The sequence below is a fragment of the Stenotrophomonas sp. NY11291 genome, assembly GCF_023277365.1.
GTDB lineage: Bacteria > Pseudomonadota > Gammaproteobacteria > Xanthomonadales > Xanthomonadaceae > Stenotrophomonas > Stenotrophomonas geniculata.
In genome coordinates this window covers 1,239,989-1,266,073 of the sequence record NZ_CP096975.1, presented here as the reverse complement: position 1 = coordinate 1,266,073, position 26,085 = coordinate 1,239,989, and the positions used below count along the sequence as shown (strand labels likewise).

Annotated in this window: 28 protein-coding genes; 11 read left to right on the top strand and 17 right to left on the bottom strand. The window is 66.5% G+C overall.

Annotated features, from left to right (window positions below):
* Positions 1 to 259 precede the first annotated feature (259 nt).
* The 5 genes from M1L61_RS05915 to M1L61_RS05895 all read left to right on the top strand — a co-directional run bounded on the left by M1L61_RS05915 (position 260) and on the right by M1L61_RS05895 (position 3,830).
* A complete protein-coding gene (locus tag M1L61_RS05915) occupies positions 260 to 904 on the top strand; it encodes a DoxX family protein (RefSeq protein ID WP_248854440.1) in 645 nt (214 codons plus the stop codon).
* A gap of 99 nt (positions 905 to 1,003) precedes the next feature.
* Positions 1,004 to 1,480, top strand: coding sequence for an EF-hand domain-containing protein (locus M1L61_RS05910; RefSeq protein WP_019336969.1), 477 nt, complete (start codon positions 1,004 to 1,006; stop codon positions 1,478 to 1,480).
* Positions 1,481 to 1,535: 55 nt separating this feature from the next.
* Positions 1,536 to 2,381 (top strand): DUF692 domain-containing protein, encoded by an 846-nt coding sequence (locus tag M1L61_RS05905; RefSeq protein ID WP_248854439.1) that lies wholly within the window; start codon positions 1,536 to 1,538, stop codon positions 2,379 to 2,381.
* Positions 2,374 to 3,108, top strand: coding sequence for a putative DNA-binding domain-containing protein (locus M1L61_RS05900; protein WP_248854438.1), 735 nt, complete (start codon positions 2,374 to 2,376; stop codon positions 3,106 to 3,108). Before M1L61_RS05905 ends, M1L61_RS05900 begins: the two co-directional genes overlap by 8 nt.
* A gap of 83 nt (positions 3,109 to 3,191) precedes the next feature.
* On the top strand, positions 3,192 to 3,830 hold the full coding sequence (locus M1L61_RS05895) for a ferric reductase-like transmembrane domain-containing protein (protein ID WP_248854437.1): 639 nt from the start codon (positions 3,192 to 3,194) through the stop codon (positions 3,828 to 3,830).
* Between the two features lie 136 nt (positions 3,831 to 3,966).
* Here M1L61_RS05895 and M1L61_RS05890 read toward each other — a convergent pair whose 3' ends face one another.
* The 10 genes from M1L61_RS05890 to M1L61_RS05845 form a co-directional block, all read right to left on the bottom strand.
* Positions 3,967 to 5,103: a metallophosphoesterase gene (locus tag M1L61_RS05890; RefSeq protein WP_100447993.1), complete on the bottom strand. Its 1,137-nt coding sequence runs from the start codon at positions 5,101 to 5,103 to the stop codon at positions 3,967 to 3,969.
* Between the two features lie 121 nt (positions 5,104 to 5,224).
* A complete protein-coding gene (locus M1L61_RS05885) occupies positions 5,225 to 6,766 on the bottom strand; it encodes a TerC family protein (protein ID WP_049455585.1) in 1,542 nt (513 codons plus the stop codon).
* A 43-nt stretch (positions 6,767 to 6,809) separates the two neighbouring features.
* Complete coding sequence (locus tag M1L61_RS05880; RefSeq protein WP_010483459.1) at positions 6,810 to 7,034, bottom strand: helix-turn-helix transcriptional regulator; 225 nt, start codon at positions 7,032 to 7,034, stop codon at positions 6,810 to 6,812.
* A complete protein-coding gene (locus tag M1L61_RS05875) occupies positions 7,034 to 7,501 on the bottom strand; it encodes a DUF2975 domain-containing protein (RefSeq protein WP_248854767.1) in 468 nt (155 codons plus the stop codon). Before M1L61_RS05875 ends, M1L61_RS05880 begins: the two co-directional genes overlap by 1 nt.
* A 184-nt stretch (positions 7,502 to 7,685) precedes the next feature.
* Positions 7,686 to 8,270, bottom strand: a complete 585-nt coding sequence (locus M1L61_RS05870; protein WP_049413497.1) for a hypothetical protein — start codon at positions 8,268 to 8,270, stop codon at positions 7,686 to 7,688.
* A 94-nt stretch (positions 8,271 to 8,364) separates the two neighbouring features.
* Positions 8,365 to 8,796 carry a pyridoxamine 5'-phosphate oxidase family protein gene (locus M1L61_RS05865; protein WP_029379872.1) on the bottom strand — a complete coding sequence of 144 codons (432 nt, stop codon included), beginning with the start codon at positions 8,794 to 8,796 and terminating at the stop codon, positions 8,365 to 8,367.
* Between the two features lie 229 nt (positions 8,797 to 9,025).
* The gene (locus M1L61_RS05860) at positions 9,026 to 10,768 is read right to left on the bottom strand and encodes a GGDEF domain-containing protein (protein ID WP_248854436.1); all 1,743 of its coding nucleotides are present in this window, start codon (positions 10,766 to 10,768) and stop codon (positions 9,026 to 9,028) included.
* Positions 10,769 to 10,930: 162 nt separating this feature from the next.
* The gene (locus M1L61_RS05855) at positions 10,931 to 11,956 is read right to left on the bottom strand and encodes an AI-2E family transporter (RefSeq protein WP_143994045.1); all 1,026 of its coding nucleotides are present in this window, start codon (positions 11,954 to 11,956) and stop codon (positions 10,931 to 10,933) included.
* 118 nt (positions 11,957 to 12,074) lie between these two features.
* The gene (locus M1L61_RS05850; RefSeq protein ID WP_227199507.1) at positions 12,075 to 13,127 is read right to left on the bottom strand and encodes a sensor domain-containing diguanylate cyclase; all 1,053 of its coding nucleotides are present in this window, start codon (positions 13,125 to 13,127) and stop codon (positions 12,075 to 12,077) included.
* A 146-nt stretch (positions 13,128 to 13,273) separates the two neighbouring features.
* Entirely contained in the window at positions 13,274 to 14,281 is a 1,008-nt protein-coding gene (locus M1L61_RS05845) for a LacI family DNA-binding transcriptional regulator (RefSeq protein WP_143994044.1), read from the bottom strand.
* A 95-nt stretch (positions 14,282 to 14,376) separates the two neighbouring features.
* On the opposite strand from M1L61_RS05845, the gene M1L61_RS05840 reads away from it, so the two are divergent.
* From M1L61_RS05840 to M1L61_RS05820, 5 genes are all read left to right on the top strand, one after another.
* On the top strand, positions 14,377 to 15,429 hold the full coding sequence (locus tag M1L61_RS05840) for a sugar phosphate isomerase/epimerase family protein (protein ID WP_010483474.1): 1,053 nt from the start codon (positions 14,377 to 14,379) through the stop codon (positions 15,427 to 15,429).
* Positions 15,430 to 15,456: 27 nt separating this feature from the next.
* Positions 15,457 to 16,674 (top strand): MFS transporter, encoded by a 1,218-nt coding sequence (locus M1L61_RS05835; protein WP_019337061.1) that lies wholly within the window; start codon positions 15,457 to 15,459, stop codon positions 16,672 to 16,674.
* Between the two features lie 12 nt (positions 16,675 to 16,686).
* Positions 16,687 to 17,811, top strand: a complete 1,125-nt coding sequence (locus M1L61_RS05830; protein ID WP_043396881.1) for a Gfo/Idh/MocA family oxidoreductase — start codon at positions 16,687 to 16,689, stop codon at positions 17,809 to 17,811.
* A gap of 19 nt (positions 17,812 to 17,830) precedes the next feature.
* Positions 17,831 to 18,694 carry a sugar phosphate isomerase/epimerase gene (locus tag M1L61_RS05825; RefSeq protein WP_248854435.1) on the top strand — a complete coding sequence of 288 codons (864 nt, stop codon included), beginning with the start codon at positions 17,831 to 17,833 and terminating at the stop codon, positions 18,692 to 18,694.
* Positions 18,695 to 18,764: 70 nt separating this feature from the next.
* Entirely contained in the window at positions 18,765 to 19,019 is a 255-nt protein-coding gene (locus M1L61_RS05820) for a cytochrome c (protein WP_049413537.1), read from the top strand.
* Between the two features lie 10 nt (positions 19,020 to 19,029).
* Here M1L61_RS05820 and M1L61_RS05815 read toward each other — a convergent pair whose 3' ends face one another.
* From M1L61_RS05815 to M1L61_RS05790, 6 genes are all read right to left on the bottom strand, one after another.
* Complete coding sequence (locus M1L61_RS05815) at positions 19,030 to 19,788, bottom strand: DUF1080 domain-containing protein (RefSeq protein ID WP_134957972.1); 759 nt, start codon at positions 19,786 to 19,788, stop codon at positions 19,030 to 19,032.
* Entirely contained in the window at positions 19,788 to 20,363 is a 576-nt protein-coding gene (locus M1L61_RS05810; RefSeq protein WP_043396891.1) for a gluconate 2-dehydrogenase subunit 3 family protein, read from the bottom strand. Before M1L61_RS05810 ends, M1L61_RS05815 begins: the two co-directional genes overlap by 1 nt.
* The gene (locus M1L61_RS05805) at positions 20,363 to 22,048 is read right to left on the bottom strand and encodes a GMC family oxidoreductase (protein ID WP_100447973.1); all 1,686 of its coding nucleotides are present in this window, start codon (positions 22,046 to 22,048) and stop codon (positions 20,363 to 20,365) included. The genes M1L61_RS05810 and M1L61_RS05805 overlap by 1 nt, the downstream gene beginning before the upstream one ends.
* A 27-nt stretch (positions 22,049 to 22,075) precedes the next feature.
* Positions 22,076 to 22,981: a TIM barrel protein gene (locus tag M1L61_RS05800; RefSeq protein ID WP_049413475.1), complete on the bottom strand. Its 906-nt coding sequence runs from the start codon at positions 22,979 to 22,981 to the stop codon at positions 22,076 to 22,078.
* Positions 22,982 to 23,192: 211 nt separating this feature from the next.
* Positions 23,193 to 23,975 (bottom strand): SDR family oxidoreductase, encoded by a 783-nt coding sequence (locus M1L61_RS05795; RefSeq protein ID WP_010483490.1) that lies wholly within the window; start codon positions 23,973 to 23,975, stop codon positions 23,193 to 23,195.
* Complete coding sequence (locus tag M1L61_RS05790; protein WP_248854434.1) at positions 23,972 to 24,298, bottom strand: nuclear transport factor 2 family protein; 327 nt, start codon at positions 24,296 to 24,298, stop codon at positions 23,972 to 23,974. Before M1L61_RS05790 ends, M1L61_RS05795 begins: the two co-directional genes overlap by 4 nt.
* Positions 24,299 to 24,397: 99 nt before the next feature.
* On the opposite strand from M1L61_RS05790, the gene M1L61_RS05785 reads away from it, so the two are divergent.
* A complete protein-coding gene (locus M1L61_RS05785; RefSeq protein WP_248854433.1) occupies positions 24,398 to 25,309 on the top strand; it encodes a LysR family transcriptional regulator in 912 nt (303 codons plus the stop codon).
* A gap of 123 nt (positions 25,310 to 25,432) precedes the next feature.
* Here the strand turns inward: M1L61_RS05785 and M1L61_RS05780 are convergent, their stop codons facing one another.
* Positions 25,433 to 26,008, bottom strand: coding sequence for a single-stranded DNA-binding protein (locus M1L61_RS05780; protein ID WP_010483495.1), 576 nt, complete (start codon positions 26,006 to 26,008; stop codon positions 25,433 to 25,435).
* Positions 26,009 to 26,085 lie beyond the last annotated feature (77 nt).

Below are 26,085 nucleotides of genomic sequence, written 5' to 3'. Positions count from 1 at the left end.
CCTGGGGGTGTATCGGCGCTGTTTCGCTGCGAGGCAGAGTTGTACCGGACTGTAGGGCGGCGGCGGATTTCTACAGTTGGATACATTCGGCCGCTGGGCATGGCCCGGCGAACGCCCGACGCGGCGTCTTTGTATCTGACTGTACGAACCCCCTGACACAGCCACAGTCGCTGACAAAACCCCGGGCAACAGCACACGTTGCCGATACCTGCGTGGCTCGGAATGGCCTCCATCGACCACTGGCCCGCAGGACACTCCCATGATCAGCTCCGCTTCTTCCGTGTATACACCCCGCCTGGACGCCGTCGGCCGCTGGCTCTCGCCATTGGCGCTGCGCGCCCTGCTGGCCTGGGAGTTCTTTGAATCGGGCCGCGAGAAGCTGGGCGGACAGAACTGGTTCGCCGACCTGGAAGGGCGTTTCCCGTTCCCGTTCTCCACCCTGCCTGCGTCACTCAACTGGCAGCTGGCCACCTGGCTGGAACTGGTGGGCGCGGTGATGCTGCTGCTGGGCCTGGCCACGCGCTCGGTGGCCTACATCTTCTGGGTGCTGACCCTTGTTGCCATCGCTGCCGTGCACTGGCCCGACCAGTGGAACGGCCTGGGCGAACTCTGGCAGGGCTATGCGATCACCGACCAGGGCTACGGCAACTTCAAGCTGCCGCTGCTGTTCCTGGCCATGCTGCTGCCGCTGATCCTCAACGGCGGCGGTGCGCTCAGCCTGGACCGCCTGCTGGCCGGCCCGCAGCGCCCCAAGGCGGGCAACGACGGCCTCGGCTGGGGCGTGAGCCTGATCGCCCTGCTGCTGCCGGTCGCCGCGCTGCTGCCCGGCGTCGGCTTCGGTGGCGCGCTGCTCGGCGGCGCCCTGCTGTTGGGCTACGTACTGCGCCGTCGCCGCAACGCCTGATCCGCATCGCCCCTTCCCGCGCTTCTTCCCTTCGTTTCCGTCGCCTTCAAGCGGCGTCCATCCCGCACGCCCTGCGTGCCCATCCAAGGAGTCATCACCATGTCCGTCTCGACCAAGAACACCGCTGCTTCCTGTCTGCCGCGCATCGGCGCCATCGGCATCGCCCTGGCCGGTGGCCTGCTGCTGGCCGGCCAGGCGGCCGCGATCCAGCCACTGGCCATCGGTGCCGTGACCATGAGCGCCGCCGCCGAAGGCAAGTGCGGTGAAGGCAAGTGCGGCGCCAACAAGGCCGCCACTGGCAAGCCTGCCGCCAAGGCCAAGGTGGCCGAAGGCCAGTGTGGCGAAGGCAAGTGCGGCGACGCTTCGTTTGCCCGCACCGACCGTGACCACGACGGCCGGGTCTCGCGTGCCGAGTTCAACGCCGTGGCGGCCAAGCGCGCCGCTGAATTCGACCGCATCGACACCGACCACGACGGCTACATCAGCGAACAGGAGGCGCACGACTACCTGCGCAGTGTCTACACCGCCAACGGCAAACCGATGCCGAAGGGCCTGTTCTCCCGCGTCAACGACTGATCGTTCCCCCCGGCGCCGCCGCCACGGCGGCGCCACTGCCCTGGAGTACCGTCGCATGCGCTTGCCCCTGCCTTCCGCCAGTGCCGGTCTCGGCCTGCGCCGTGGCCTGATCGATGAACTGCTGGCGATGCCGGCCGATGCCATCGACTTCCTCGAAGTGTCGCCGGACAACTGGATCGGAGTTGGCGGTGCCCACGGCGACGCGCTGCGCCAGCTGAGTGAGCGCCATCGCCTGACCTGCCACGGCCTGTCGCTGTCGCTGGGAGGGCCGGACCCGCTGGACCGCACCCTGCTGACGCAGACCCGCGCGTTCCTCGACCTGCACCAGGTGCAGCTGTACAGCGAACACCTGAGCTACTGCGCCGCCGGCGGCCATGTCTATGACCTGCTGCCGCTGCCGTTCACCACCGAGGCCGTGCATCACGTTGCCGGTCGCATCCGCCAGGTGCAGAACACACTGGGCCGGCGCATCGCCGTGGAGAACATCTCCTACTACGCCGTGCCAGGCGCGGACATGAGCGAGATCGACTTCATCACTGCAGTGCTGGCCGAGGCCGACTGCGACCTGCTGCTGGACGTCAACAATGTCTTCGTCAACGCCTGCAACAACGGCTACGACGCCTTCGATTTCCTGGCACGCGTGCCGGCGCATCGCGTCGCCTCGCTGCACGTGGCCGGCCACTTCGATGAAGACGATGGCTTCAAGATCGACACCCACGGCGCGCCGGTGAAGGGCGTGGTCTGGGCGCTGCTGGGGGAGGCCTATGCGCGTGTCGGCGTGCGCCCCACCCTGCTGGAGCGCGATTTCAACTTCCCGCCTTTGGCCGAGCTGCTGGCCGAGGTGGAGCAGATCCGCCACGCGCAGGCCGATGTGCTGCCGCCCGAGGTGGCCCATGGCTGAGCCGCTGGCCACCCTGCAGCAGCGCTGGGCCGACCATGTACGCGACCCATCGATGCCCGCGCCTGAGGGCATCGATGCACGGCGGATGGCGGTCTACCGCCGCCTCTGCATCGACAGCCTGGACAGCCTGCTGGCAGGCAGCCTGCCGCGCCTGCAGGCGCAACTGGGTGATGCCTGCTGGCGCGACACCGTGGAGCACTACTACGCGCGGCATGCCTGCCATACCCCACTGTTCCCGCAGATCGCCGGCGAATTCGCCGCGTGGCTGGGCGTGCAGGCAGACCTCGCGCTGCCGGGCTGGGTGGCGGAACTGGCGCATTACGAAAGCACGCAGCAGGCACTGCACATTGAAGCGCGGGACACCGGCCAGCAGCCATTGCATGCGCCACAGGCAGGCAGCGTGCTGGCGCTGTCTCCACTGGTGCGGGTGCTGGGCTACCAGTGGCCTGTGCATGAGGACGCCGGCCAGAACGGTGCGCCTACCGCGATGCCGACGTTGCTGCTGCTGCGACGCCTGGGTGACTTCAGCCTGCAGGTGCAGGAACTTTCACCGCTGGCATATGCGCTGCTGTCGGCGTTCGGCGATGACGGCGCCCGTGCGGAAGACGCGCTGCAGGTACTGGCCGATCTGCATGGCGTGGCCGCCGACGAACTACGCATAGCCTGCATTCCGCTGCTGGGCGAGCTGTGCGCGGCCGGCGTGCTGGTTGTGCCGAACGACTGTTGAAGGCGCCGGCCAGCGGCCGGCACTCCCCATTCCTTGGCCGGCCAGAGGCCGGTGCCACCCATTTCCTGATTCGAGGTTTGATCATGGCTGTTTCCAATACGTCCTCCCTGCACGGCTGGCGCCTGTTCGTGGCCATCGCCGTGGTCCTGATCGCTTTCGCACTGGCGGCGTTCACCCTGCAGCCCGACGTGGTCGAGGGCAGCCGCGCGGCGATCCGGGTGACGGCACGCACATCGTTCCTGCTGTTCCTGGTCGCCTTCACCGCATCCTCGTTCGCCAGCCTGCTGCCCGGCCCGCTCACCCGCTTCCTGCTGCGCGAGCGTCGCATCGTCGGCCTGTCGTTCGCGTTCTCGCACCTGCTGCATGCGGTGGCGATCACCGCCTTCGGCATCCTCAACCCCGCGTTCTGGCCGGCGCGCTCCGCCTTGGCCAACCTGCCGGGCACGATCGGCTATGTAGCCATCCTCGCCCTGGCCATCACCTCGCATCGTGGCATCGCCCGCCGCATGGGTCCCACTGTGTGGCGTCGCCTGCACGTGACCGGCATGTGGATCATCGCTGCAGTGTTCACCTATTCGTACTTCAAGCGCGTGCCCGGCAACTTCTGGTACGCGGTGCCCTCCGCGTTGCTCTTCACCGCCGTCGTGGTGCGTGCGATCGCCAAGCGGGCGCAGTCGCTGCGGCGCAATGCGCATGCGCGGCCGCCGCTGCGGAGTTCTTGAGGAGGCGGTTACCTGTAGAGCCGAGCCCATGCTCGGCTGCCTCTGGTTCAGCCGAGCTTGGGCTCGGCTCTACAGAGGGATCACAGCACGAAAGGCAGCGAATTCCCTGCGGAAAGGGATCTGACCCCACTTCAGGTCACGGGGCGCGGCGCAGGGTGATCAGGGTGATCTCCGACGGCACGCCGATGCGCGCGGGGAATCCGGCCCACAGGCCAGCGCCATTGCTCACGTACAGTGTCATCCCGTCCACCTCGTAACGCCCGGAGACATAGCCACCGTTGGCCCGCTTCACCAGCTGGTCCATGCCGATGATCTGGCCGCCGTGGGTATGCCCGGACAACTGCAGCTTCACACCGCGCGCAGCGGCCTCACGCGCATTGCGTGGGCGATGATCGAGCAGGATCACCGGCGCGGAGGGATCGGCGCCAGCCAATGCAGCGTCCATATCCGGCAGCGGCAGGCCGTAGCGTGCCGCCACCGGGTCGGTGACACCGGCGATGGTCAGCGCCGCATCGCCACGCCGCACCTGCATGTGGCTGTTCTCCAGCACCTGCATGTGCAGCGCGCGAAACGCCTGCATCCACGCCTGGTACTGCGCGTAATACTCGTGGTTGCCGGTGATGGCGACGACGCCGTCCGGCGCCCGCAGGTCCACGAGTGGACGCGCGTCATCACGGCGGGCCTCGACACTGCCGTCGATCAGGTCGCCGGTGATCACGATCAGGTCCGGCGTCAGTGCGTTGCTCTGGTCCACCACCCTGCGCACCCAGTCACCGGTCAGCAGGCGGCTGGCGTGGATGTCGGTCAGCTGCAGCACGCGATAGCCGTCGAACGCGGCCGGCAGATCCTTGATCGCCACGTCGATCTGCCGAGGCTGGGGCACCGCCATGCCCTGGCTGATGCCATAACCACTGACAAGCAGGGCCAGCAAGCCGGCCGCCGGTCGCAGACTCCGCGTGCGCAATGCGGCTACCGCGCGTGGCCAGCGCAGCAGGCGGGAAGCAAGCAGGCTCACGTCCAGCGCCAGCATCAGCAACGCCAGCAGCAACACCGCTGTGGAGCCGGTGGCCAGCGTGGCGATGGCCAGTTTCGGAATCTCGGGCGAGGCCATCGTGCCCCAGAACATGGCGACGATGCGCAGCTGCACGGCAACGCCCACCAACAGCAGTGACAGCACGACTTTCATCCAGATGGGCATGCGCAGCGGCCAGAACAGGCGCCAGGCCACATACAGGCCCATCAACAAACCGATCGTACTCAGCACTGCAACCATCCGGGAAGGAAAGCGGGCCCGCCATGGTGACGGTTGCGGGCCGTGTTGTGTAGAGCCGAGCCCATGCTCGGCTTCTCAACATGCAGCCGAGCATGGGCTCGGCTGTACAGCAACAGGTGGGTCAGGCCATTCCGTCGAGGCGCTGCACGCGCAGGCGGGCAATGCGACGCTTCTCCATCGCCAATACGGTGATGCGTACATCCGCGATCTCCACTGCGTCACCGATGTCCGGCAGGCGTCCCAGGCGCTCCAGCACCAGGCCGGAGATGGTCATGTAGTCGGCACTGCGCGGCAGCGATACGCCCGCCAGGCGCTGCAGATCGTCCAGGGTCAGCGCACCGTCGGCCTCCCACTGGCCTTCCCCCTGCATGACCACGCCATAGCGCTCGTCCTGGGTGTCGACCAGGTCACCGGCAATGGCCGCCAACAGGTCGTTGGCGGTCACCAGGCCTTCCACGCTGCCGTACTCGTCCACCGCCACCGCCAGCGGCACCGGGTGCTGGCGGATCAGTTCCAGCGCCTGCAGCGCACTGGCGCTGGACAGCACGTACTGCGGCTCACGCAGGTTGCCTTCCAGCTGCAGCGGCTTGCCCTGCAGCAGGTCGGCCAGCAGGTCGCGGCTCTGCACCACACCGCACAGGCTGTCCAGATCACCATCGCCGACCAGCAGGCGGGTGTGCGGCGATGCCACCAGGCGTGCCACCACGTCGTCCTGTCCACGCGCCAGGTCGATCCACTGCACGTCGGCGCGCACAGTCATCACGCTCGACACCGGGCGATCCGCCAGCCCCAGCACGCTGCGGATCATCTCGTGCTCGGCCGGCTGCAGGCGCTCTTCGGCATCGACGTGTTCGTCAGCACTTTCGTCGTCGTGGCCATTGGTCGGGCGCGCGCCCAACATGCGCAGCACCGCATCCGCAGTACGTTGGCGGAACGGCTGGCGGCGCTCGTTGCGCTCGCGGTTGAAACGTACCCACTGGTTGAATGCCTCGACCAGGATCGAGAAGGCGATGGCCGCGTACAGGTAGCCCTTCGGGATCTTGTAGCCCAGGCCCTCGGCCACCAGGCTGAAACCGATCATCAGCAGGAAGCCCAGGCACAGCACCACCACCGTGGGATGCTTGTTGACGAAGCGGGTCAGCGGCTTGCTGGCCACCAGCATCAATGCCATCGCGATGGTCACCGCGGCGTACATCACGCCCAGGTTGTCGACCATGCCGACCGCAGTGATCACCGAGTCCAGCGAGAACACCGCGTCGAGTACCACGATCTGTGCCACGACCATCGCGAAGCTGGCGTAGACCTTCTTGCCATTGTCCTCGTGCTGGCGGCCTTCCAGCCGCTCATGCAGTTCCATGGTGCCCTTGAACAGCAGGAACAGGCCGCCACCCAGCAGGATCAGGTCGCGTCCGGAGAAACTGTGGTCGAACAGCGTCAACAGCGGCTCGGTCAGCTTCATGATCCAGGCCAGCGCGGCCAGCAGCACCAGCCGCATCAGCAGGGCCAGCGCCAGGCCGATCACCCGCGCGCGGTCACGCTGGTGCGGCGGAAGCTTGTCGGCAAGGATCGCGATGAACACCAGGTTGTCGATGCCGAGAACGATCTCCAGCACGACCAGGGTTGCAAGGCCCATCCATATCGAGGGGTCAGCCAACCATTCCATTTCAGGTCCGTTTCGTCAGTAGGTAGGGAAAAAGGGAAAGCACTCAGTCAGCGTCCTGCGCCTGCGTCGGGTCATGCCCGAGCAGATCACCGGGCGTGCACTGCAGCTCACGGCAGATCGCATCCAGGGTGGAAAAGCGGATGGCACGCGCCTTGCCGGTTTTCAGGATCGACAGGTTGGCCAGGGTGATGTCGATGCGCCCGGCCAGTTCGGACAGGGTCATGCCCCGTTCCTGCAGCATGCGGTCCAGGGTAATGACAATCGCCATCAGATGACACCATCGAGGTCATCGCGCATCGCTGCGCCCACGGCGAACACGCGCGCCAGCACGAACAGCATCAGCACCGCCACCAGGCCGGTGATCGACATGCCGCCGCCCACCTCCATCCAGGTGAAGTCGGGCCCCATCCAGGCCGCGTAAGCGCCGATCAGGATCGACAGCAGCTCCATCGCCAGCATCAACCACGCCATGCGTTGCAGGCGCTGCGCGTTAGCGTGGGTGAACGGCCGCTCGCGCGCCGCCGACTTCAGCAGCCGCAGCAGATGGCGCAGGAACAGCAGGCACAGCACCAGCAGCGCGACGATCGCGCCCAGGCCGAGGCAGAAGTGCAGGAACAGGTCGTTGCCGTGCGCGGCAACAGCACCTGCATCATGGACGCTCTCGAGTAGCCAGCGGCGGTCATGGGCGACCAGCGGCACGGCCAGCAGTGCGGCCAGGATGCCCAGCCAGCACATCGCCCGGACGGCCTGTACGGCGGCCTGGGCCAGGGTGAACAGGCCTCGCGCGGGACTGGCGCGGGCGGGACGAGCGGTCAAGCGGCCTCCGGCATTGGGGTGGCCTCGCCGCCCCGGAGTGGATTTATCGATAAACGATATACCACACGCCGCGTGAAAGGCTGAATCGCGCGCGTGGCCCCTGTCAGGGCCCAGGCGCGCCCTGCTCCAGCATCGCTTCGCCCGGGGCCGCCGAGGCCATCGCCTGCACGCCTGCATCGGCCGCCTGCCGCGTGACCAGGCGGAAGCGCACCTGCAGCGTGCCCTGCCCCGGCGTGGCCCAGCCGTACTGGATGGCCACCTGATCGGCCGACAGTGGCCCACGCCCTGGCAGCGATCGCACCTGCAACGGTTTGGGTGCGGCCTGCACCAACCGGGCGAATCCCTTCTGCACGACCGCCGCGTCGGCCTTTTCGGCGTAGACCGTACACGTGCCATCGTCAGCCCAGCTCACCGCATAGCGGCCACTGGCCAGAGGCACCATCCACGCCACGCCCGATTGCCCCTGCAACAGCGTGGCGGCTTCGGCGGGCTGCAGCGGCGACAGCCCATTGGATTCCATCAGCGACTGCAACCGCGCCGGGGCACCGATGTGCTGCATGCAGGCGGTGTCGAACAGCTCGCTGAAGGGATCCTGCGCCGGGGCCTTGGCCTTGGGCGTACGCGCGGGTTGCGCCACCGCCAGGGTGGGCAGCAGGGCCAAAGCCAGCCAGAAGAACGCAGGACGCATCGGGATTCCACGCTACGGAAAACAGCAGGGAGGATGGCAAAGGCCTGGCGCGCCGCGCAATGGCCGCGATGGCCACCAGCCTCCCGCTGCCGGGTCAGACTGCCATTTCGCCCTGGTCCTCGCCATCCCAATAGTGGATGCGGCTGGCGCGCACGTGAATCAGTACCAGCCCCGGTGTATCCACGCCCTGCTCGAACCAGCGCTCAAGATCCTTCACCCAGTGCTCGCGCATCACAGCGCGATCGCGCACCAGCGCCGCCCTTCCCTGCACGTGCACGAACAACGGCGGCTTGCCCAGCAGTGACCTGCTGCCGGAAAAACCCAGCGCAACGGCGGGGTCAGCCTCAATCTCGTGCACCATGTCGGTGTCTTCTGTGGTGAAGAACCAGCTGTCACCGTCGTAGTCCACGTCACCGTTGTTGCTCATCGGACGACCGGCAATTTCTCCGCCGGCGCGGGTCTGCAGCATGGTGAAATCGATGTCGGCCATCTTCTTGGCCAGTTCGGGCAGTGTGAGCTGGGTCATGGTGTCGTCCTTCATCAAGTGGAATCCCAGCGTCTGCGCAGAGTGGTGACCGAAGCGTGGAAGGTCAATGTCGGCTTCTTCACAGAAAGCGAGATAGGGCGCGTGGCGCGTGCGTGACGCGCTGCTCACCACCCCACCTGCGTTTGCAGCAGCTGCACGCCCCATCGCGCGCCGGGCGATCCTGCAGACGCTGCGACGGGTGCATGCACGCATTGGCTGACGCGTGCCATCAGCGCGTGATGCGACCGCCCCCCGCCACCCGTACCCGATCGCGCCCCTGCGCCTTGGCCCGGTACATGGCCGCATCGGCGGCACGCAGCAGGGTGCGCCAGCCGAGCGCGTCGGTGCCGCCCTCGGCCACGCCGAAACTGGCGGTCACCCGCAGCACGGTGCCACCGGCCAGCTCGATGTCCATCTGCTGCAGGGCCAATCGCAATGACTCGGCCAGCTGGCGGCCACCGGCCAGATCACCGTCGGCCAGCAGCACCAGGAATTCCTCACCACCATAGCGGGCGATGCTGTCGCTGCGGCGCAGGTGGCGCTGCAGCAACTGCGCCACCTGCACCAGCACTTCGTCGCCGGCTTCATGGCCATGGCCATCGTTGATCGCCTTGAAGCGATCCACATCCAGCAGGATCACCACGGCGCTTGCATCGCCTCCGGCGTGCCTCTGCTGCACCACCTCATCCAGCGCGCGCCGGTTCAACAGTCCGGTCAGCTCGTCGGTGCCGGCGAGCTGGCGCAGCTCGCTGGTCAGTGCCGAGCGCTCGCGCGATTTCTCACGCAGTACTTCGATGGCGTCGAACAGGCGCTGCATCTCGGCCAGCGGATGGGTGACATGCTGCTCCGGGCCAGGTGCATCCGTGGCGAGCTGGATCACCTGCTTCTGCGCCTGCAGCAGTGGCTGCAGGATCTGCAGGTGGGCGATGCGCAGGGCCACGCCCAGCACCACCAGCGTGCCCAGCGCGGTCGCCACCAGCACAGCCAGGCGCATGGCCTCGCGGTTGCGGGTGCGTTCGTATCGGGCGATGGACACGCTCAGGTAGCCATCACGCAGGGCTTCCAGCGACTGCAGGGTAGGCACGTAGCGCGTGGTGAACTCGGCAGCGGTCCACGGCGGTGGTACACCACGGCGGCCATCCTCGATCAACTGCTCGATCATCGGCAGCGATTCGCCGAAGAACTGCCGTCGTGCCATGTCCCAGTGCCATGACAGTTCCGGGTCGCTGCGGAACACCGACTCATGGCTGCCCGCCAACCGCCACAGCTCCAGCAGGCGGCCCTCGGTCTGCAGTGCAGCGCGTACCTGCTCCTCGCGCCATGCCCCCGGTACCGCGACCGGCGCCATCACGTTCGAGGCCAGGCGGCCGCCATGTTCGCGAAGATCGATCAGCACCTGGCCCTGCATCGCCGGAATCGCCGCTTCACGGTCGGCGCTGACCAGCACGTTGATCTGTGCCGAGGTCAGCAGGTGCAGGCGATCAACCACGGCGAACATGCCACTGATCGCACGCTCCACCGCCTCCACCCGGCGCGCATCGTGCGGTTGCGCCGCCACCCGGTCCACCGCAGCCCGCGCCGACTGCAGGCGACGTTGCGCGTCGGCCAGCAGGCCACGCTCATCCAGCACGCCCGGGTCGTTCTTGAACTCGGTCTCCAGCTGCAGCATGGCGGTGTCGACCCGCTTGCGCGCGGCCGCCAGCTGCGCGGCCAGCCGCGCCTGTTCGGCGGCGGCGGCCGGGTCAGCCCCCAGCAGGCTGTTGGCCGGACCGCGCTCGGCCGAAGCCAGGTTGGCGAGATCGAAGGTCTGCCGCAGCTGGCGCAGGCTGGTCAGGTTGTCTTCGGCGCCGGTGTAGCGCAGCGTGCCCTGGACCAGGGCGATGGCCATCAACGGCAGCGTGCACACCACGAACAGCCCAGCCAGGATCCAGACCCAGGTCCGCAACCTGATGGGCGATGCCTTGCCGGCCATGCAGAATTCCCCTGAAGTGCGGCTCACTGTAGCGAGCGGCTCCGGCGGCGCCAAGCCAGCGCCGTACGATCCGCCGGGGTGGATATAGCGCAGCGCGCGCGAACGCGCCGACAACGCCGGCGCCCCCCGTCCAGCCGGTCAGATGCGACAGGTCACGCCGGGTCAGATCCAGCGCTGGTCGACCAGTTCGCGTTTCACGTAAGCGTAGAACACCGGTGCCGCCACCAGCCCGGGCAGGCCGAACGCCGCTTCCATCACCAGCATGGCCAGCAGCAGCTCCCATGCGCGGGCCTGGATTTCACCGCCGACGATGCGCGCGTTGAGGAAGTATTCCAGTTTGTGGATCAAGATCAGGTACAGCAGCGCGGCCACGGCCACGTAGAACGAGACTGACAGCGCGACGATGGTGATGATCGTGTTGGAGATGATGTTGCCCACCACTGGCAGCAGGCCGGCGATGAAGGTGATCAGTACCAGCGTCTTGGACAGCGGCAGATGCACGCCGAACAGCGGCAGCACGCCCAGCAGGAAGATGGCGGTGAACACGGTGTTGAGCAGCGAGATCTTCACCTGCGCGAACACCACCTGGCGGAACGCGGTGGCCAGGCGGCTGGTGCGCCCGATCAGTTCCTGCGCCAGCGGCCCCATTTTCGGCAGCGGAAGTTCGTCGTACAGCGCGATCATCGCCCCCAGCACCATGCCGATCAGTACGCGCACGCCCACCTGCACCACCGACGTGCCGGCCACGCCCAGCTGGCGCTGGTGTTCGGCGGCCCAGTCATTCAGCGCCGCACGCAGCGCCGGCATGTCTTCGGGGATATACGGCTGCAGCAGCGCCGGTACCTGGTGGCGCGAAGAATTGAGGATGTCCATCAGCCGCGCCAGCAGCGCGTCCGGCCCGCCGGTCTCGTTGCGGAAGAACGACGCCACGCCAATGCCGGCCAGCACCAGTCCGCTGATGATGATCGCCGACAGCACGATCACCGCGATTGCCCGCGCCCTTCCCGGCGGCAGCCTGCCTTCCACGGTCGACGCCAGCACGTGGGTCAGCTGGAACACCAGCAGCCCCGACAGCAGGGTCACCACCAGGCCCAGCTTCAACGCCAGCCACATGCCCAGCAGCATCATCAGCCAGGCCGCGATCCTCGGAACGGGGGGCTTGGGCTGGGCAACGAGGGCGTCTTGCATGGGCGGCGCGTCCGGGCGGGGTGGCCCATGGTAGAGGATTGGCGACGACGATTCCGGGTGCAGGATGAACGGGCATCAGGCCTCGTGCTGCGACAGCACTGCTGCAGCCCGCGCCGACTCATTCGCCATAGCTGGCGTTGTTCTTGCCCTGGCGCTTGGCGTGGTAGAGCGCGCGGTCGGCCAATGCCAGCCAGTCCTCGACGCTGCCGCCGCGCGGGGTGGCAGCAATGCCGATGCTGACGCTGAACTCGATGCCCGGCGTTGCCTGCCGTGCTGCTTCCAGAAGTTGCAGACGAACCCGCTCTGCCACATGCATCGCATCGATGGGCGCACAGTCCTGCAGCAGCACGACGAACTCGTCGCCTCCCAGCCGCGCAGGGGTATCGCCGGGCCGGGCGAAGGCGCGCAAGGTGGAGGCGATATGGCGCAGCACTTCGTCCCCGGCACGATGACCATGCGAGTCATTGATGCGCTTGAAGTCATCCACATCAAGCATCAGCAGGCAGGCGAAACCACCCTGCCCCTGCGCCTTGTCCAGGGCCTGCTGCGCGCGGACGATCAGGAAGCCGCGGTTGGCCAGCTCCACCAGCGGGTCCATCCGGCTCAGCCGCTTCAACTGGCGGTTCTGCGATTTCACCCGCCGCGCCAGCTGCCAGCTGAGGATGCTGAGGCCGATGCCGTAGACGAACAGGAACGGCACACTGAGTACGATCGTGCGCTGCGATGACACCGGCTGATAGGGAAACCCGAGTCCCCACCAGGTGAGCGCGAACCCCACTGCCAGCGCCAGTGTGGCCCGTACCGCCAGCTTCACCCCGCCGGCGGCGATCTTGTCGGCGACCAGCAGCGCGGCGAACAACGCACTGGGCACCACGCTGAGCCCCATGAAGGCGATCCAGCCACCGCCAAAGAAGGAATCGATCACCATGCAGCGGAACTGGACCACCGCGGGCTGCCGTGAGCGATGGGTCAGCACGAGGGCGAGCGCCGGCCAAGCCAGCGCATTGAGCAGCAGCAGGCTCCACGCCAGCGCACCGTCCTGGCGTTCGAGCATGATCGAAGCAATGGGGATCGCCCCCAACCCGTTGCCCACGAAACGCATCCAGCCGATGCGCCGTGCCGCGCCGATGCCTTCGACCGAGACCTCGGTCGAGTCCGTCAAGAACGGCATTGCCGACCCCCTTGAGCGATCGCAGCTGCCACCAAGGCCCTTGCCGGGCTGCCTGCAGTGAGTCTGACAGCTCTGCGTCAATTCGGGATCAAGGTTGCAGAAGCCATCTGGCGACAATCAGTGAGGCAGCGCGCTCTGTCCTGCCCTCACCCGGCCCTGGGTGCAGCCGTCGAGCCCCGCAGCATCAGGCTGAAATCCAGCGTCTGCTGCAGCGGCACATCCACGTGTTCGATGATGGCAAGCAGCAGGTTGACCGCGCGCTCACCAATCTCCCGCATCGGCTGTCTGATCGTCGTCAGTGGCGGCGTGAGGTAGCGCGAGGAGGCCAGGTCGTCAAAGCCGACGATGGACAGATCCTCCGGCACTCGGAGGCCCAGCTCCCGACAGGCCGCCAGGGTGCCCAGCGCCATCTGGTCGCTGAAACAGAAGACCGCAGTCGGTACCGGCGCGGCGGCCAACATCGCCATCGCGGCGGCATGGCCGGACTCCACCGAAAAGTCACCCGGCACGATGCTCAGCTGGCGCAGGCGTCCACGCGCCTTGCCGGCTGCCCGCACCCCTTCCAGCCGTTGCTGGTGCAGCGGATTGTCGGGGGGGCCACCGACCACCGCAATGCGTTCGTGTCCCAGCCCATACAGGTGTTCCATCACCGCGCGCGCGGCGGCGGCATTGTCGATGTGGACGCTGGGGATGCCCAGCGAAGGATCGAACTCGCAGCCGTTGACCACCGGCGCAGCAGCCCCCCTCTGCTGGACAATCTCGCGCGCCGTCGGTGGCAGCCGATGGCCCAGCACGATCATGCCGTCGGCCTCGTTGCGCCGGAGCATCTGCGCATAGCGCTCCTCGCGATCCGGTTGATGCTGGGTATCGCCCAGCAGGACCGCGTAGCCAACGGCCTGCGCGGCGTCCTCCGCACCCTGCAGGATCTGGGCGAAGAACGGATTGGCGATGTCCGGGACGGTGACCAGGATCTTGCCGCTGCGCTGGGTCTTGAGCGTGCGGGCCACCGTGTTGGGCACATAGCCCAGCGCGGCGGCAGCCTGCTCGATACGCGCGCGGGTCGCCGGCAGGACTTTGTCCGGCCGCGAAAGCGCCCGCGACACTGTGCCTGCGGAGACGCCGACGTGCTTTGCGATGTCGTAGATGGTGGCCATGGCGTTAGATCTCCTGCCCGCTGTGCACTGCACAACAGGTCCTGCGTGAGCCCCTGCTAGGATAATGCAATCGATTGCATCGAGGGCGAATCACGTTGAAGACGCTCAAGGGTCCAGCGCTGTTCCTGGCGCAGTTCATCGGCGACACAGCTCCTTTTGATCGGCTGGACACGCTGGCCGGCTGGGCCGCAGGCCTGGGCTATTCTGGCGTACAAGTGCCGACCAGCGCGCCCCACCTGTTCGACCTGGCCGAGGCCGCACGCAGCCAGGCGTACTGCGACGACCTTGCCGGCATGCTGGCCGGGCATGGCGTACAGATCACCGAACTGTCCACCCACCTGCAGGGGCAGCTGGTCGCCGTCCATCCCGCCTATGACAGCCTGTTCGACGGATTCGCACCGCCGGAAAAGCGCGGCGACCCGTCCGCGCGCCAGGCCTGGGCAGTGGAGCAGCTGCTGCTGGCAGCCAAGGCCAGCCAGCGGCTGGGACTGACCGCACACGCCACCTTCTCCGGCGCACTGGCCTGGCCCTACTTCTATCCCTGGCCGCAGCGCCCGCCCGGCCTGGTGGAAGAAGCCTTCGCCGAACTCGGCCGCCGCTGGCGTCCCATCCTCGATGCGTATGACGCCTGCGGCGTGGACCTGTGCTTCGAGATCCACCCGGGGGAGGACCTGCACGACGGTGCGACCTTCGAACGCTTCCTCGACGTGGTCGATCACCACCCGCGCGCGAAGATCCTGTACGACCCCAGCCACCTGCTGCTGCAGCAGATGGACTATCTGGGTTTCATCGATCGCTACCACGCGCGCATCGGCATCTTCCACGTCAAGGACGCGGAGTACCGCGCCAGCGCCTGCAGTGGCGTGTATGGCGGCTACCAGGACTGGATCGATCGCCCGGGCCGGTTCCGTTCACTCGGCGACGGCCAGATCGACTTCAAGGCGATCTTCTCGAAGTTCGCGCAGTACGACTTCCCCGGCTGGGCGGTGCTGGAATGGGAGTGCTGCCTGAAGCACCCCGAGGACGGCGCGCGCGAGGGCGCCGCCTTCATCCGCGACCACATCATCCGCGTGACCGAACGCGCCTTCGACGACTTTGCCGACAGCGGCACGGACGCCGGATCACTGCACCGCATGCTGGGAATCTGAGCCAAGACCGCCCCCGGAGGGCAAGCCATGACGCACGCCATGTCGCGCCTGGGCGCGATGATGTTTCTGCAGTTCTTCATCTGGGGGGCGTGGTTCGTCACCCTTGGAACCTACCTGGTGCAGGGCCCGCTGCAGGCCAGCGCCAGCCAGGTGGCAACGGCGTTCCTCAGCCAGTCCATCGGCGCCATCGTCGCGCCGTTCCTGGTCGGCCTGATCGCGGACCGCTACTTCGCCGCGCAGCGCATCCTGGCGGTGCTGCACCTGGCCGGTGCGGTGCTGCTGTGGCTGGCCTCCACAGCAGACAGCTTCAGCACGTTCTCCGCCTGCGTGATGGGCTACATGCTGCTGTTCATGCCGACGCTGGCACTGGCCAACAGCGTGGCGATGCGGCACATGCAGTCGCCGGAGAAGCAGTTCCCGCTGGTGCGCGTGGCCGGCAGCGTCGGCTGGATCGTGGCCGGTGTGCTGATCGGCTGGCTGGGCTGGGAACAGGCGCATCGGCTTGAACTGACGTTCCGGATGGCGGCGCTGGCATCACTGCTGCTGGGCCTGTATGCCTTCACCCTGCCGCACACGCCGCCGCTGGCGCAGCAGCGCGATGCCGGCCTCGGGCAGATCCTGGGGCTGGATTCGCTGCGGCTGCTGAAGTCGCGCGCCTATCTGGTGTTCTTCCTGGCCTCCATCGCCATCTGCATCCCACTGTCGTTCTATTACAACTTCACCAACCCGTACCTCAACGACCTGGGCGTGCGCGGCGCCGCGGGCCTGCAGTCGCTGGGCCAGGTCTCTGAAGTGCTGCTGATGCTGGCCATGCCGTTCCTGTTCGTGCGGCTGGGGGTGAAGACGATGCTGGCGGTGGGCATGGCCGCATGGGTGGTGCGCTACGCCATGTTCGCCTTCGGCGATGCGGGCGGCGGTTTCTCCCTGCTGGTGATCGGCATCGTGCTGCACGGCATCTGCTACGACTTCTTCTTCGTCACCGGCCAGATCTACACCGATGCACATGCCGGTCCCGCCGCGCGCAGCAGCGCGCAGGGGTTCATCACCCTGGCCACCTACGGCGTGGGCATGCTGATCGGCACCTTCCTGTCCGGCGCGGTGGTGGAGCACTTCACCACTGCGGCCGGCCCCGACTGGCAGCAGATCTGGCTGTTCCCGGCAGGCGTTGCACTGGTGGTGCTGGTCGCCTTCCTGCTGCTGTTCCGCGACCGGCCGGCGGCCACGGCCGCGCCCTCCACGCCCTGAGGATCCCAGTCGATGCCCAAGCTTGGAATCGCCATCGTCGGCGCCGGCATGATCGGCGCAGTGCATCGTCGTGCGGCACTGCTGGCGGGTGCCGAGGTACGCGGCGTGGCCGCCTCGTCACCGCAGCGTTCACATGAGGCAGCGCAGTCCTGGAATGTCGCGCGTGCCTATCGGGATATCGAGGAGGTGATCACCGACCCGCAGGTGCAGGTCGTGCACGTCTGCACGCCCAATCACCTGCACCGCGCGATGGCCCAGGCTGCGCTGGAAGCCGGCAAGCACGTGATCTGCGAGAAGCCGCTGGCCACCTCGCTGGAAGATGCACAGGCGTTGGCTGCGCTGGCGGCCTCGCGCGGCCTTGTGGCCACGGTACCCTTCGTCTACCGCTACCACCCCGTGGTCCGCGAGGCGCGCGCACGCATCGCCCAGGGCGATCTGGGGCCGTTGCACCTGATCCACGGCAGCTACCTGCAGGACTGGCTGCTGGACCCGGCCAGCAACAACTGGCGCGTGGACCCCGCGTTGGGGGGCACTTCGCGCGTGTTCGCCGACATTGGTTCGCACTGGTGCGACCTGGTGGAATGGATCAGCGGCGAACGTTTCGCCGAGGTCAGCGCGGCGTTCTCCACGGTAATCGCCGAGCGCGGCGCCGTCAGCGGGCAGAGCTTCAGCACGCCAACGGCCGCCAGCGCGATGCAGCCCGTCACCAGCGAAGACGTGGCTGTGGCGATGTTCAGGACCGACGCCGGCACGCTGGCGTCATTGACGGTCAGCCAGGTCTCGGCCGGACGCCACAACCGCCTCTGGTTCGAGATCGATGGCGCCAAGGCCAGTGTGGCCTTCAACCAGGAGGATGCCGAACGACTGTGGATCGGCCTGCCCGACCAGCGCGAGAAGATCTTCGTACGCGGCCCCGGTGCCGGCAGTGACGATCAGCGCCGCCTTTCCGTGCTGCCGGCCGGGCATGCACAGGGCTACGCCCAGTGTTTCGAGGCATTTGTCGCCGACACCTATCGCGCCATTGAAGGCGAGCGGCCGCAGGGCCTGCCGACCTTCGAGGACGGCCTGCGCTCGGCGCAGATCGTTGACCGTGTCATTGCATCGGCCAGGTCGCGTGCCTGGACCACCATCGGTTGAATCCCGGGAGGATCTGTTGATGAAAGCTCTTTTCCGTAGAAGTGCAAGTCTCATCCTGCTGTTCGCCACCCTGCCCGCTTTCGCGGACGAAGCCGCCAGCACGCAGAAACCGATCGCGGTGCAGATGTATACCCTGCGCAACGCCGGGTCGCTCGACCAGCAGCTGAAGATCGTCCACGACGCCGGTGTGCGCGCAGTGGAGACGGTCGGCACGCAGAACGCCAGCGCTGCGGAGCTCAAGCGGCTGCTGGACCGGTATTCGATCAAGGCGGTTTCGTCGCATGTGCCGCTGGCCGAGCTGCGCAATGATCTGGACGGCGTGGTGACGTTCAACCGGTCGATCGGCAACACCACGCTGGTGGTGCCGTACCTGGATGCGAAGGATCGGCCGACAGACGCCGCGGGCTGGACCGCACTGGGCCAGGAGCTGGGCAGGATCGCGAAACAGGTACGAGCCAAGGGCATGCGCCTGGCCTATCACAACCACGACTTCGAGCTGGTCGACTTCGATGGCAGCACCGGACTGGAGCTGCTGTTCGCAGCGGCCGGCCCCGACCTGCAGACCGAGCTGGACCTGGCCTGGGTCGCACGTGCGGGCCTGGACCCGGCCCTGATGCTGGGAAAATTCCGTGATCGCGTGTTCGCGGTGCACGCCAAGGACAATGCGCCCAAGGGCCAGGCTGAAGACGAAGGCGGATTCGCCGCCGTCGGCCAGGGCGGACTGGACTGGAACGCGATCCTGCCAGCCGCGGCCGCCGCGGGCGTGCACTGGTACATCATCGAGCACGACCAGCCGCGCAACCCGGCCAAGGTCATCCAGACCGGCGCGGACTACCTGCGTGAACACCTGGCCATCGACCAACCTGCTCGCGCACCGCGCTGATGCGAAGGAGCCTCGCTTGAACACTCGCCTGAAATTGAGCTTCACCCTGACCGCGGTCCTGTGCGGCGCGATGCTTGCGACCACGGCCTGGTGCAAGGACGACCCTGCGGCCGGTGCGAAGCTCTACAGCGCAAACTGCACGGCCTGCCACGGTGCCGATCGCGCTGGCATGCCGGGCGCGTTTCCTGCGCTGACCGACATCAGCAAGCGGCTGCAGCCCGCGCAGATCAAGGACAAGATCAGAAAGGGCGGCGGATTGATGCCGCCCTTCGCGCAGCTGTCGCAACAGGAAATCGATGACATCGCCAGCTACCTGGCGAAATAGCGGGTGGGCGCTACAGTTCGCGCACCCAGATGTTGCGGTAGCTGACCTTGGAGTCATGCTCCTGCAGATAGAGCGGCGCGCACGCATGGGGCGCGTACGAAGGCGCACCGATGTACTCGGTCTTGCCTGCCAGCACGGTGTCGTCCTGTACCAGCACGCCGTTATGCAGCACGGTGATGCGCGCGGGCGAGGTCAGGCCGCCGCCCTGCGAGAAGCGCGGCGCCTTCCAGATGATGTCGTAAACCTGCCACTGGCCCGGTGCACGCGAGGCGTTCACCCGTGGCATGGCCTGCTTGTAGATCGAACCCGCCTGGCCGTTGGCATACGTGGGGTTGTTGTAACTGTCGAGCACCTGCAGCTCATACAGTTCCTGCAGGAAGATACCGCTGTTGCCGCGGTTCTGGCCGTCGAAGCCCTTCGTCTCGGTGGGGGTACGCCATTCGACATGCAGCTGGACATCGCAGAAGCGCTGTCGGGTGCGGATGCCTTTGCTGCCCGGCACCACGGTCATCGCGCCATCGGCGACGGTCCAGGGCACGCGCCCGCCCTGCTCTGCCTCCCACGCCGAGACGTCCTTGCCATCGAACAGCACGATGGCGTCGGACGGCGCTTTGCCCGCGGGCGTTTCCACGACTGCAGGCACCGGCGTCCACACCTCGGTCTTCTTCGGGTCACGCGCAGCGTCGGCACCGTTCTGCGCGAAAGCAGGTACTGCGGCCAGCAGGCCGGTGGCCATCAACAGAGAGCGGATCATCAGAATATCGTCCATCAGCTGGTTCCCCACGCCGGCGTGCCGGGAACATAGGCAAGGTCGCCGTCGTAACGACCCGGCACCGCGACGTACTGCAGCACCCCTGTCGCGCCGACCTTGGAGGTGAAGAAGCCGAAGATGGCCAACTGCTTGAGCATCGTGAAGTAGTGCGGCATCGCCTCGCCCTCTTCTGGTGTGCCGGTCTCGGTCACGTCGGCAGGGCGTGCCTTCGCTTCAGCGTCCAGCGTTCGCAGCAACCCGGCGCGGGCTTCCGGTGTGAGCGATACGAAGCGGCCACCTGCGCGTTTGTCGATGTCGGCCAGGCCGGCGCGAAACGCCGCCTGCTGCCGGGCGGTGTAGCAATCGCTGACGAATGTCGCCATGAACAACCCGGCACCGGCGTCCTTCGCGCCAGGTGTCCGGGTCCGCGGCAGGATGGTCTCGGCGATCTCGTCCAGCGTGCCGACATCGGCATCGGAGAAATGGATCTTCGTGGCGCCCGCCGGTGCCTGCCCCTGCACAAGCGCAGGCAATCCAACCATGGCCGCGCCGGTGGCGGCGACGATCATCTTCAGCAGTTCGCGACGATCCATCAGAGGTTCCCCGCTTTCAGTTCGCGTACCGCGTGGTCGGCCGCGCGCGCGGTCAGCGCCATGTAGGTCAGCGAGGGATTCACGCAGGCGCTGGAGGTCATGCAGGCACCGTCGGTCACATAGACGTTGGGAGCATCCCAGACCTGGTTGTGCTGGTTCAGCACCGAGCTCTTGCGATCACGTCCCATGCGCGCGGTCCCCATCTCGTGGATGCCCTTGCCCGGGGCATAGTCGTTGTCGTGCATCTTCACGTCCTTGACGCCGGCCGCCTCCAGCATCTCGGCAGCATCGGCGGCCATGTCCTTGCGCATCGCCAGTTCGTTGGCACGCATGGCAACGTCCATCGCCAGCACCGGCAGCCCCCACTTGTCCTTGCGGTCGTGGTCCAGGCGGATTGTATTGTCGTGGTGCGGCAGCATTTCACCGAACCCGGTCATGCCGATGCGCCAGTCACCCGGCACGGTCAGCGCTTCCTTCAGGTCGGCGCCGATGTTCAGCTCGGCGATCTCGCGCGACCAGCCGTTTCGGCTGGCACCGCCCTGGTAGCCGAACCCGCGCAGGTAGCCACGCTTGTCGGCTGCGACGTTGCGGAAGCGCGGAATGTAGAAACCGCAGGGGCGGCGGCCGAAGTAGTACTTGTCTTCGTAGCCCTCGACCCGGCCCGAGGCACCCGCACCGAAATGATGATCCATCACGTTGTGCCCCAACTCACCGGACGAAGAGCCCAGCCCGCCGTCCCATACATCGGTCGCCGAATTCATCAGCAGCCACGTCGAGTTGAACGACGACGCATTGAGGAAGATCACCTTGGCGGTGTACTGGTAGGTCTGGCCGGTTTCGGCGTCGATGACCTCCACGCCACGCGCACGCTTGCGATCCTTGTCATAGAGCACTTCCTTGACGATCGAGAACGGACGCAAGGTCAGGTTGCCGGTCTTCATCGCCGCTGGCAGCGTCGCCGCCTGGGTCGAGAAGTAGGCACCGAAGGGACAGCCCAGGATGCACTTGTTGCGGTACTGGCAGTTGACGCGCCCCTGCTCGGGCATCGGCTTGGTGATGTTGGCGGTGCGCGAGTGGATCATGTGGCGCGTTCCGCCGAAGGCCTTCTTGATACGCGCGGCCACATCCTTCTCGACGATGTTCAAGGGAACCGGCGGCAGGAACTCGCCGTCCGGCAGCACGTCCAGTCCTTCGCGCGTGCCGGCGATGCCGGCGAACTTTTCCACATGGTCGTACCACGGCGCGATGTCGGCGTAGCGGATCGGCCAGTCAGCAGCGATCCCATCCTTGAGGTTCGCCTCGAAATCCAGATCGGAGAAGCGATAACTCTGCCGCCCCCACAGCAGCGAGCGGCCGCCGACGTGGTAGCCACGGAACCAGTCGAAACGTTTGGTCTCGATGTAGGGCGAGTCCTGTTCGTTGGCCCACATTCCTTCCAGATTTTCGGCCAGGCCGTAATCGCGCATCAGCACCGGGAAGTCGGCCTTCATCGCCTGCGTTGGCCGATTGCGGTGCGGGAAGTCCCACGCCTCCTTCATCGCGTTGACGTAGTCCTTGACGTGCTCGATGTTACGGCCACGTTCCAGCATCAGGACCTTCAGGCCCTTTTCAGTCAGCTCCTTCGCCGCCCAACCGCCACTGATTCCCGAGCCAACAACAATGGCGTCGTAGTGATTATCTGCCATGGGTTTCTCACCTGGGTGGATATCGTTTCAGACGTCGCAGAGGCGGATCGCCTCGCGCAATGAGGCAACGGGATCGGGCGCTGCAGGCGTGAACTCCTGCGCCAGATACCCCTTGAAACCAGTGTCGCGGATCGCGCGACAGATGGCCGGATAGTGGAGCTCCTGCTGGTCTCCAATCTCGTTCCGGCCTGGCACGCCTGCGGTGTGGTAATGCTTGAAGCAGGCGTGGTGTTTTCCAATGGTGGCGATGATGTCGCCTTCCATGATCTGCATGTGGTAGATGTCGTAGAGCAGGCCGAAGTTGTCCGAGCCGAGCCGCTGGCACAGCTCCACGCCCCAGGCAGAGTGGTCGCACAGGTAGTCGTGGTGATCGACCCTGGAGTTGAGCAGCTCCATCACCAGCACCACGCCACGCTTCTCGGCATGCCCGAGGATGCGCTTGAGGCCAGCCTCGGCATTGGCCATGCCTTCGGCGGGGTCCATGCCGTTGCGGTTGCCGGAAAAGCAGATGAGGTTTCGATAGCCGGCATCGGCGACCAGATCGATGTGCCGCGTGTAGCGCTCCACCAACTGGTCATGGAACTGGCGCCCGGCAAAGCCCTTGGTCAGGCCCAGCTCCGCGCCGTTGCACATCGAGCTGTACACACCATGGGCCTTCAACGTCGGCCAGTCTTCCGGGCCGACCAGGTCGATCGCGGCGAAGCCGATGTCCTTCACCGTCGCGCAGAGCTGGGCGACGGACAGCTGCGGGAAGGTCCAGCGGGCGACGGAGTGCTTCAGGTTGCCTTTGAGCGGCGCGGTGGCGGCGGATGCGGGCAGCGTGCCCGCGATTGTCGCGGCCCCCAGGCCAATGCTGCCGGCAACTGCGATGCGCAGCGCATCGCGCCGCGTGAGCCCCGTCGGCGGGGCCGGTCTGATCGAATGGACGGACATCCACCTGCCGGCCTCCCAACCGGTATCAAACGCAACGATTCACTGCAATGCAATCGATTGCACCATAGGGGAGGAAATTGTCTGTTTGCAAGTCGCGGTGCACGAAAGCTGATGCTGCGGGGCACAACTCCGCAGGAATCGCGGACAAAGGAAAGCCCCGCATGAGCGGGGCTTTCTTTCTGGGCGGTGGCAGCGGGACGACGCCTGTTGGCTACAGGGTCGAGACCGTGCCGCCGTCGATCCGATACTCCGTTCCGGAAATCGAGGCAGACCGGGGAGACGCCAGGAACGTGATCAGATCGGCCACCTCCTGCGGTGCCGCGGGGCGCCCCACCGGGATCCCCCCGAGCCAGTCCATGACCAGCCTCTTGCCCCCTTCATAATCGGTTCCCGCTTCTGCCGCGATCCGTTCTGCAAATTCCCGGGAAGCCTCTGTCTCGATCCAGCCCGGCGCAACGCTCAGCACGCGCACGCCCTTGGCGGTGACCTCTCTTGAAAGCGACTTGCTGTACGTCGTAAGTGCCGCTTTGGCCGCGGCGTACGCGGTGGTGGACTCCGGCAGAGGCAGCATGCGCTGGATCGAACTGACATGGATGATCACGCCAGCGCGCTGCGCGAGCATGGCCGGCAGCAAGGCGCGATCCAGACGAACCGCCGGCATCAGATTGAGGTTCAGCTCGGCAAACCAATGCGCATCACTGATCGCCGCGAAGCCGCCGCCTGGTGTCTTTGATCCCCCCAGCACATTGATCAGGATGTCGGCGCCGTCCCACGCCTGCAGAACGGCCTGGGCGAAGATGCCGGTGCCCTCGGCCGTCGACAGATCGGCTGCCACGTACGCGACCCCTTCGACCGGCCGTGCCGGCAAGCTGCGCGCAGACGTCATCACCCGGGCCCCGGCCTCGGCCAGGGTCCTGACCACCGCAGCCCCCACACCCAACGTGCCGCCGGTTACCACGGCCCGCAGGCCACCGAGTTGAAGATCGAAGCTCATGCAGTGATCTCCAGCGCTGCAATCAGGCCTCGTTGCAATTCGAAACGGTAGGTCAGCAGGATCGGGCTGCCTGGAAAATTGCCGCTGACAGTGGCGCGGACAACGTGACAGTGTTCCTGCCGCGCGATGGCGCATGGCACGCTGGTAGCACGGTACTTGGCCGATGCCTCGGCCAGGAAGGCCTTGATCGCGTTGACGCGGGTGAGCGTGTGCCCGTCGTCCTTGAGGATCGCCTGGGTGGTGAAGCAACGCCCGAGGGCTTCGGGGTCATGCTCGGCCGCGAAGTACGCGGCAATGGGCTCTGGGAGGGTCAGTGCATTCATTGCTGGGCTCCTGCAGTGGTGAGGCGCTCAGGATGTGCACGCAGGCCAGTTAAGTGAATGCCCTATAATCCGAATGGGTTATGTCGAAAAGTCTACCTAATGCGCGGATCCGAGTTCACTGAACTGAAGGCTTTCGTGGCGGTGGTGGAACGCCAGAGCTTCGCGCGGGCTGCGGAACATCTGGGGGTATCGCCCTCGGCGCTGAGCCAGACCATCCGCCAACTGGAAGGCCGCCTCGGCACCCGCCTGCTCAATCGCACGACCCGAAGCGTCGCGCCATCAGCAAGTGGCGGGCGACTGTACGCGCGCATAGCGCCGCTGTTCGAGGAGTTGGCCGTAGCGGTCGCTGAAACCCGCGAGGCGACCGGGCGGGTGAATGGGACGCTGCGCATCAATACGCTGGGCATCGCCGCGAGAACACTGATTGCCCCGCGGCTTGCCCGCTTCCACCAGGCCTACCCTGATGTCGTTGTCGACATCGTGGTCGACGACGCGCTCAGCAACATCGTCAGTGGGCGGTTTGATGCAGGCATCCGCGTGGGCGGGCAGCTCGAGAAGGACATGGTGGCCATCCGCCTCACTCCCGACCTGAACATGGTCGCCGTGGCGTCACCGGATTACGTCGCACGCCGTGGAACGCCGCGATCTCCAACGGAACTGCAGGACCATGCCTGCATCAACTGGCGGCTGCAGAGTGACGGCAGGCAGTACCGATGGGAGTTCAAGAAGCGAGGCCGCCACCTGGAGGTCGCCGTGGACGGTCCTGTCGTCACCAATCACGCTGACGTCGGGATTGCGGCGGCACTGGCCGGCCTTGGAATCGCCTATCACTTCGAGCAGGATCGCGTGGGGGAACTGCTGGCCCAGGGATTGCTGGTGCGGGTACTGGCGGATTGGTCGGTCTCGCGCCCCGGGCTTTTTCTCTACTACCCGAACAGGCGGCATCGCCCCGCCCTGCTGGGGGCGTTCATTGATTGCCTGCTGGACCAGGGCGTGTTCGGCAATCGGTGACAACATCGAGAAACGTCCGCATCGGCGGCCGTCGGACAACAGGATCCCGGCAGGGCCTCAAAAACGACAAGGGCCCCAGGCAGGCATGCCAGGAGCCCTTGTCGGGATGCACCGAAGGTGCGCTTAGAACGGAATATCGTCGTCAGCGAAGTCGTCCATCGGCGGAGCCTGCTGCGGCTGCGGGCGCTGGTTGCCACCCTGGTTGCCGTAACCGCCGCCCTGGTTGCCGCCCTGGTTGCCATAGCCACCGCCCTGGCCGCCACGCTGGCCACCACCACCGCCGCCGTACTCCTGGCGCGGCGCCTGCTGACGCTGCGGGCGATCGCCGCCGTAGTTGCCACCACCGCCACCGCCGCCGCCTTCACCGCGGCCGCCCAACATCTGCATTTCATCGGCAACGATGTCGGTGGAGTACTTCTCCACGCCGTCCTGGCCGGTGTACTTGTCGTAGCGCAGGCTGCCTTCGACGTAGACCGAGCTGCCCTTGCGCAGGTACTCGCCGGCGATCTCGCCGAGCTTGCCAAAGAACACCACGCGGTGCCATTCGGTACGTTCCTGCTGGTTGCCATCCTTGTCCTTGCGGACGCTGGTGGTGGCCAGGCTGATGCGGGTGATCGCCATGCCGCTCTGGGTGTACTTCACGTCCGGGTCGTTGCCGAGGTTGCCGACCAGGATGACTTTGTTGATGCCGCGCGCCATAGGTAAGTGATTCCATTGTCCGGGGGCTGGTGCCTGTCATAGCACACAGCCGGAGTTGCCGATACCCGGCCGCCCAT

Bases quoted from the DNA above. Each gene is read 5' to 3' on its own strand.
- M1L61_RS05915 (WP_248854440.1), top strand. From the start codon at position 260: ATGATCAGCTCCGCTTCTTCCGTGTATACACCCCGCCTGGACGCCGTC.
- M1L61_RS05910 (WP_019336969.1), top strand. From the start codon at position 1,004: ATGTCCGTCTCGACCAAGAACACCGCTGCTTCCTGTCTGCCGCGCATC.
- M1L61_RS05905 (WP_248854439.1), top strand. From the start codon at position 1,536: ATGCGCTTGCCCCTGCCTTCCGCCAGTGCCGGTCTCGGCCTGCGCCGT.
- M1L61_RS05900 (WP_248854438.1), top strand. From the start codon at position 2,374: ATGGCTGAGCCGCTGGCCACCCTGCAGCAGCGCTGGGCCGACCATGTA.
- M1L61_RS05895 (WP_248854437.1), top strand. From the start codon at position 3,192: ATGGCTGTTTCCAATACGTCCTCCCTGCACGGCTGGCGCCTGTTCGTG.
- M1L61_RS05890 (WP_100447993.1), bottom strand. From the start codon at position 5,103: ATGGTTGCAGTGCTGAGTACGATCGGTTTGTTGATGGGCCTGTATGTG.
- M1L61_RS05885 (WP_049455585.1), bottom strand. From the start codon at position 6,766: ATGGAATGGTTGGCTGACCCCTCGATATGGATGGGCCTTGCAACCCTG.
- M1L61_RS05880 (WP_010483459.1), bottom strand. From the start codon at position 7,034: ATGGCGATTGTCATTACCCTGGACCGCATGCTGCAGGAACGGGGCATG.
- M1L61_RS05875 (WP_248854767.1), bottom strand. From the start codon at position 7,501: ATGTGCTGGCTGGGCATCCTGGCCGCACTGCTGGCCGTGCCGCTGGTC.
- M1L61_RS05870 (WP_049413497.1), bottom strand. From the start codon at position 8,270: ATGCGTCCTGCGTTCTTCTGGCTGGCTTTGGCCCTGCTGCCCACCCTG.
- M1L61_RS05865 (WP_029379872.1), bottom strand. From the start codon at position 8,796: ATGACCCAGCTCACACTGCCCGAACTGGCCAAGAAGATGGCCGACATC.
- M1L61_RS05860 (WP_248854436.1), bottom strand. From the start codon at position 10,768: ATGGCCGGCAAGGCATCGCCCATCAGGTTGCGGACCTGGGTCTGGATC.
- M1L61_RS05855 (WP_143994045.1), bottom strand. From the start codon at position 11,956: ATGCAAGACGCCCTCGTTGCCCAGCCCAAGCCCCCCGTTCCGAGGATC.
- M1L61_RS05850 (WP_227199507.1), bottom strand. From the start codon at position 13,127: ATGCCGTTCTTGACGGACTCGACCGAGGTCTCGGTCGAAGGCATCGGC.
- M1L61_RS05845 (WP_143994044.1), bottom strand. From the start codon at position 14,281: ATGGCCACCATCTACGACATCGCAAAGCACGTCGGCGTCTCCGCAGGC.
- M1L61_RS05835 (WP_019337061.1), top strand. From the start codon at position 15,457: ATGACGCACGCCATGTCGCGCCTGGGCGCGATGATGTTTCTGCAGTTC.
- M1L61_RS05830 (WP_043396881.1), top strand. From the start codon at position 16,687: ATGCCCAAGCTTGGAATCGCCATCGTCGGCGCCGGCATGATCGGCGCA.
- M1L61_RS05825 (WP_248854435.1), top strand. From the start codon at position 17,831: ATGAAAGCTCTTTTCCGTAGAAGTGCAAGTCTCATCCTGCTGTTCGCC.
- M1L61_RS05820 (WP_049413537.1), top strand. From the start codon at position 18,765: ATGCTTGCGACCACGGCCTGGTGCAAGGACGACCCTGCGGCCGGTGCG.
- M1L61_RS05815 (WP_134957972.1), bottom strand. From the start codon at position 19,788: ATGGACGATATTCTGATGATCCGCTCTCTGTTGATGGCCACCGGCCTG.
- M1L61_RS05810 (WP_043396891.1), bottom strand. From the start codon at position 20,363: ATGGATCGTCGCGAACTGCTGAAGATGATCGTCGCCGCCACCGGCGCG.
- M1L61_RS05805 (WP_100447973.1), bottom strand. From the start codon at position 22,048: ATGGCAGATAATCACTACGACGCCATTGTTGTTGGCTCGGGAATCAGT.
- M1L61_RS05800 (WP_049413475.1), bottom strand. From the start codon at position 22,981: ATGTCCGTCCATTCGATCAGACCGGCCCCGCCGACGGGGCTCACGCGG.
- M1L61_RS05795 (WP_010483490.1), bottom strand. From the start codon at position 23,975: ATGAGCTTCGATCTTCAACTCGGTGGCCTGCGGGCCGTGGTAACCGGC.
- M1L61_RS05790 (WP_248854434.1), bottom strand. From the start codon at position 24,298: ATGAATGCACTGACCCTCCCAGAGCCCATTGCCGCGTACTTCGCGGCC.
- M1L61_RS05785 (WP_248854433.1), top strand. From the start codon at position 24,398: ATGCGCGGATCCGAGTTCACTGAACTGAAGGCTTTCGTGGCGGTGGTG.
- M1L61_RS05780 (WP_010483495.1), bottom strand. From the start codon at position 26,008: ATGGCGCGCGGCATCAACAAAGTCATCCTGGTCGGCAACCTCGGCAAC.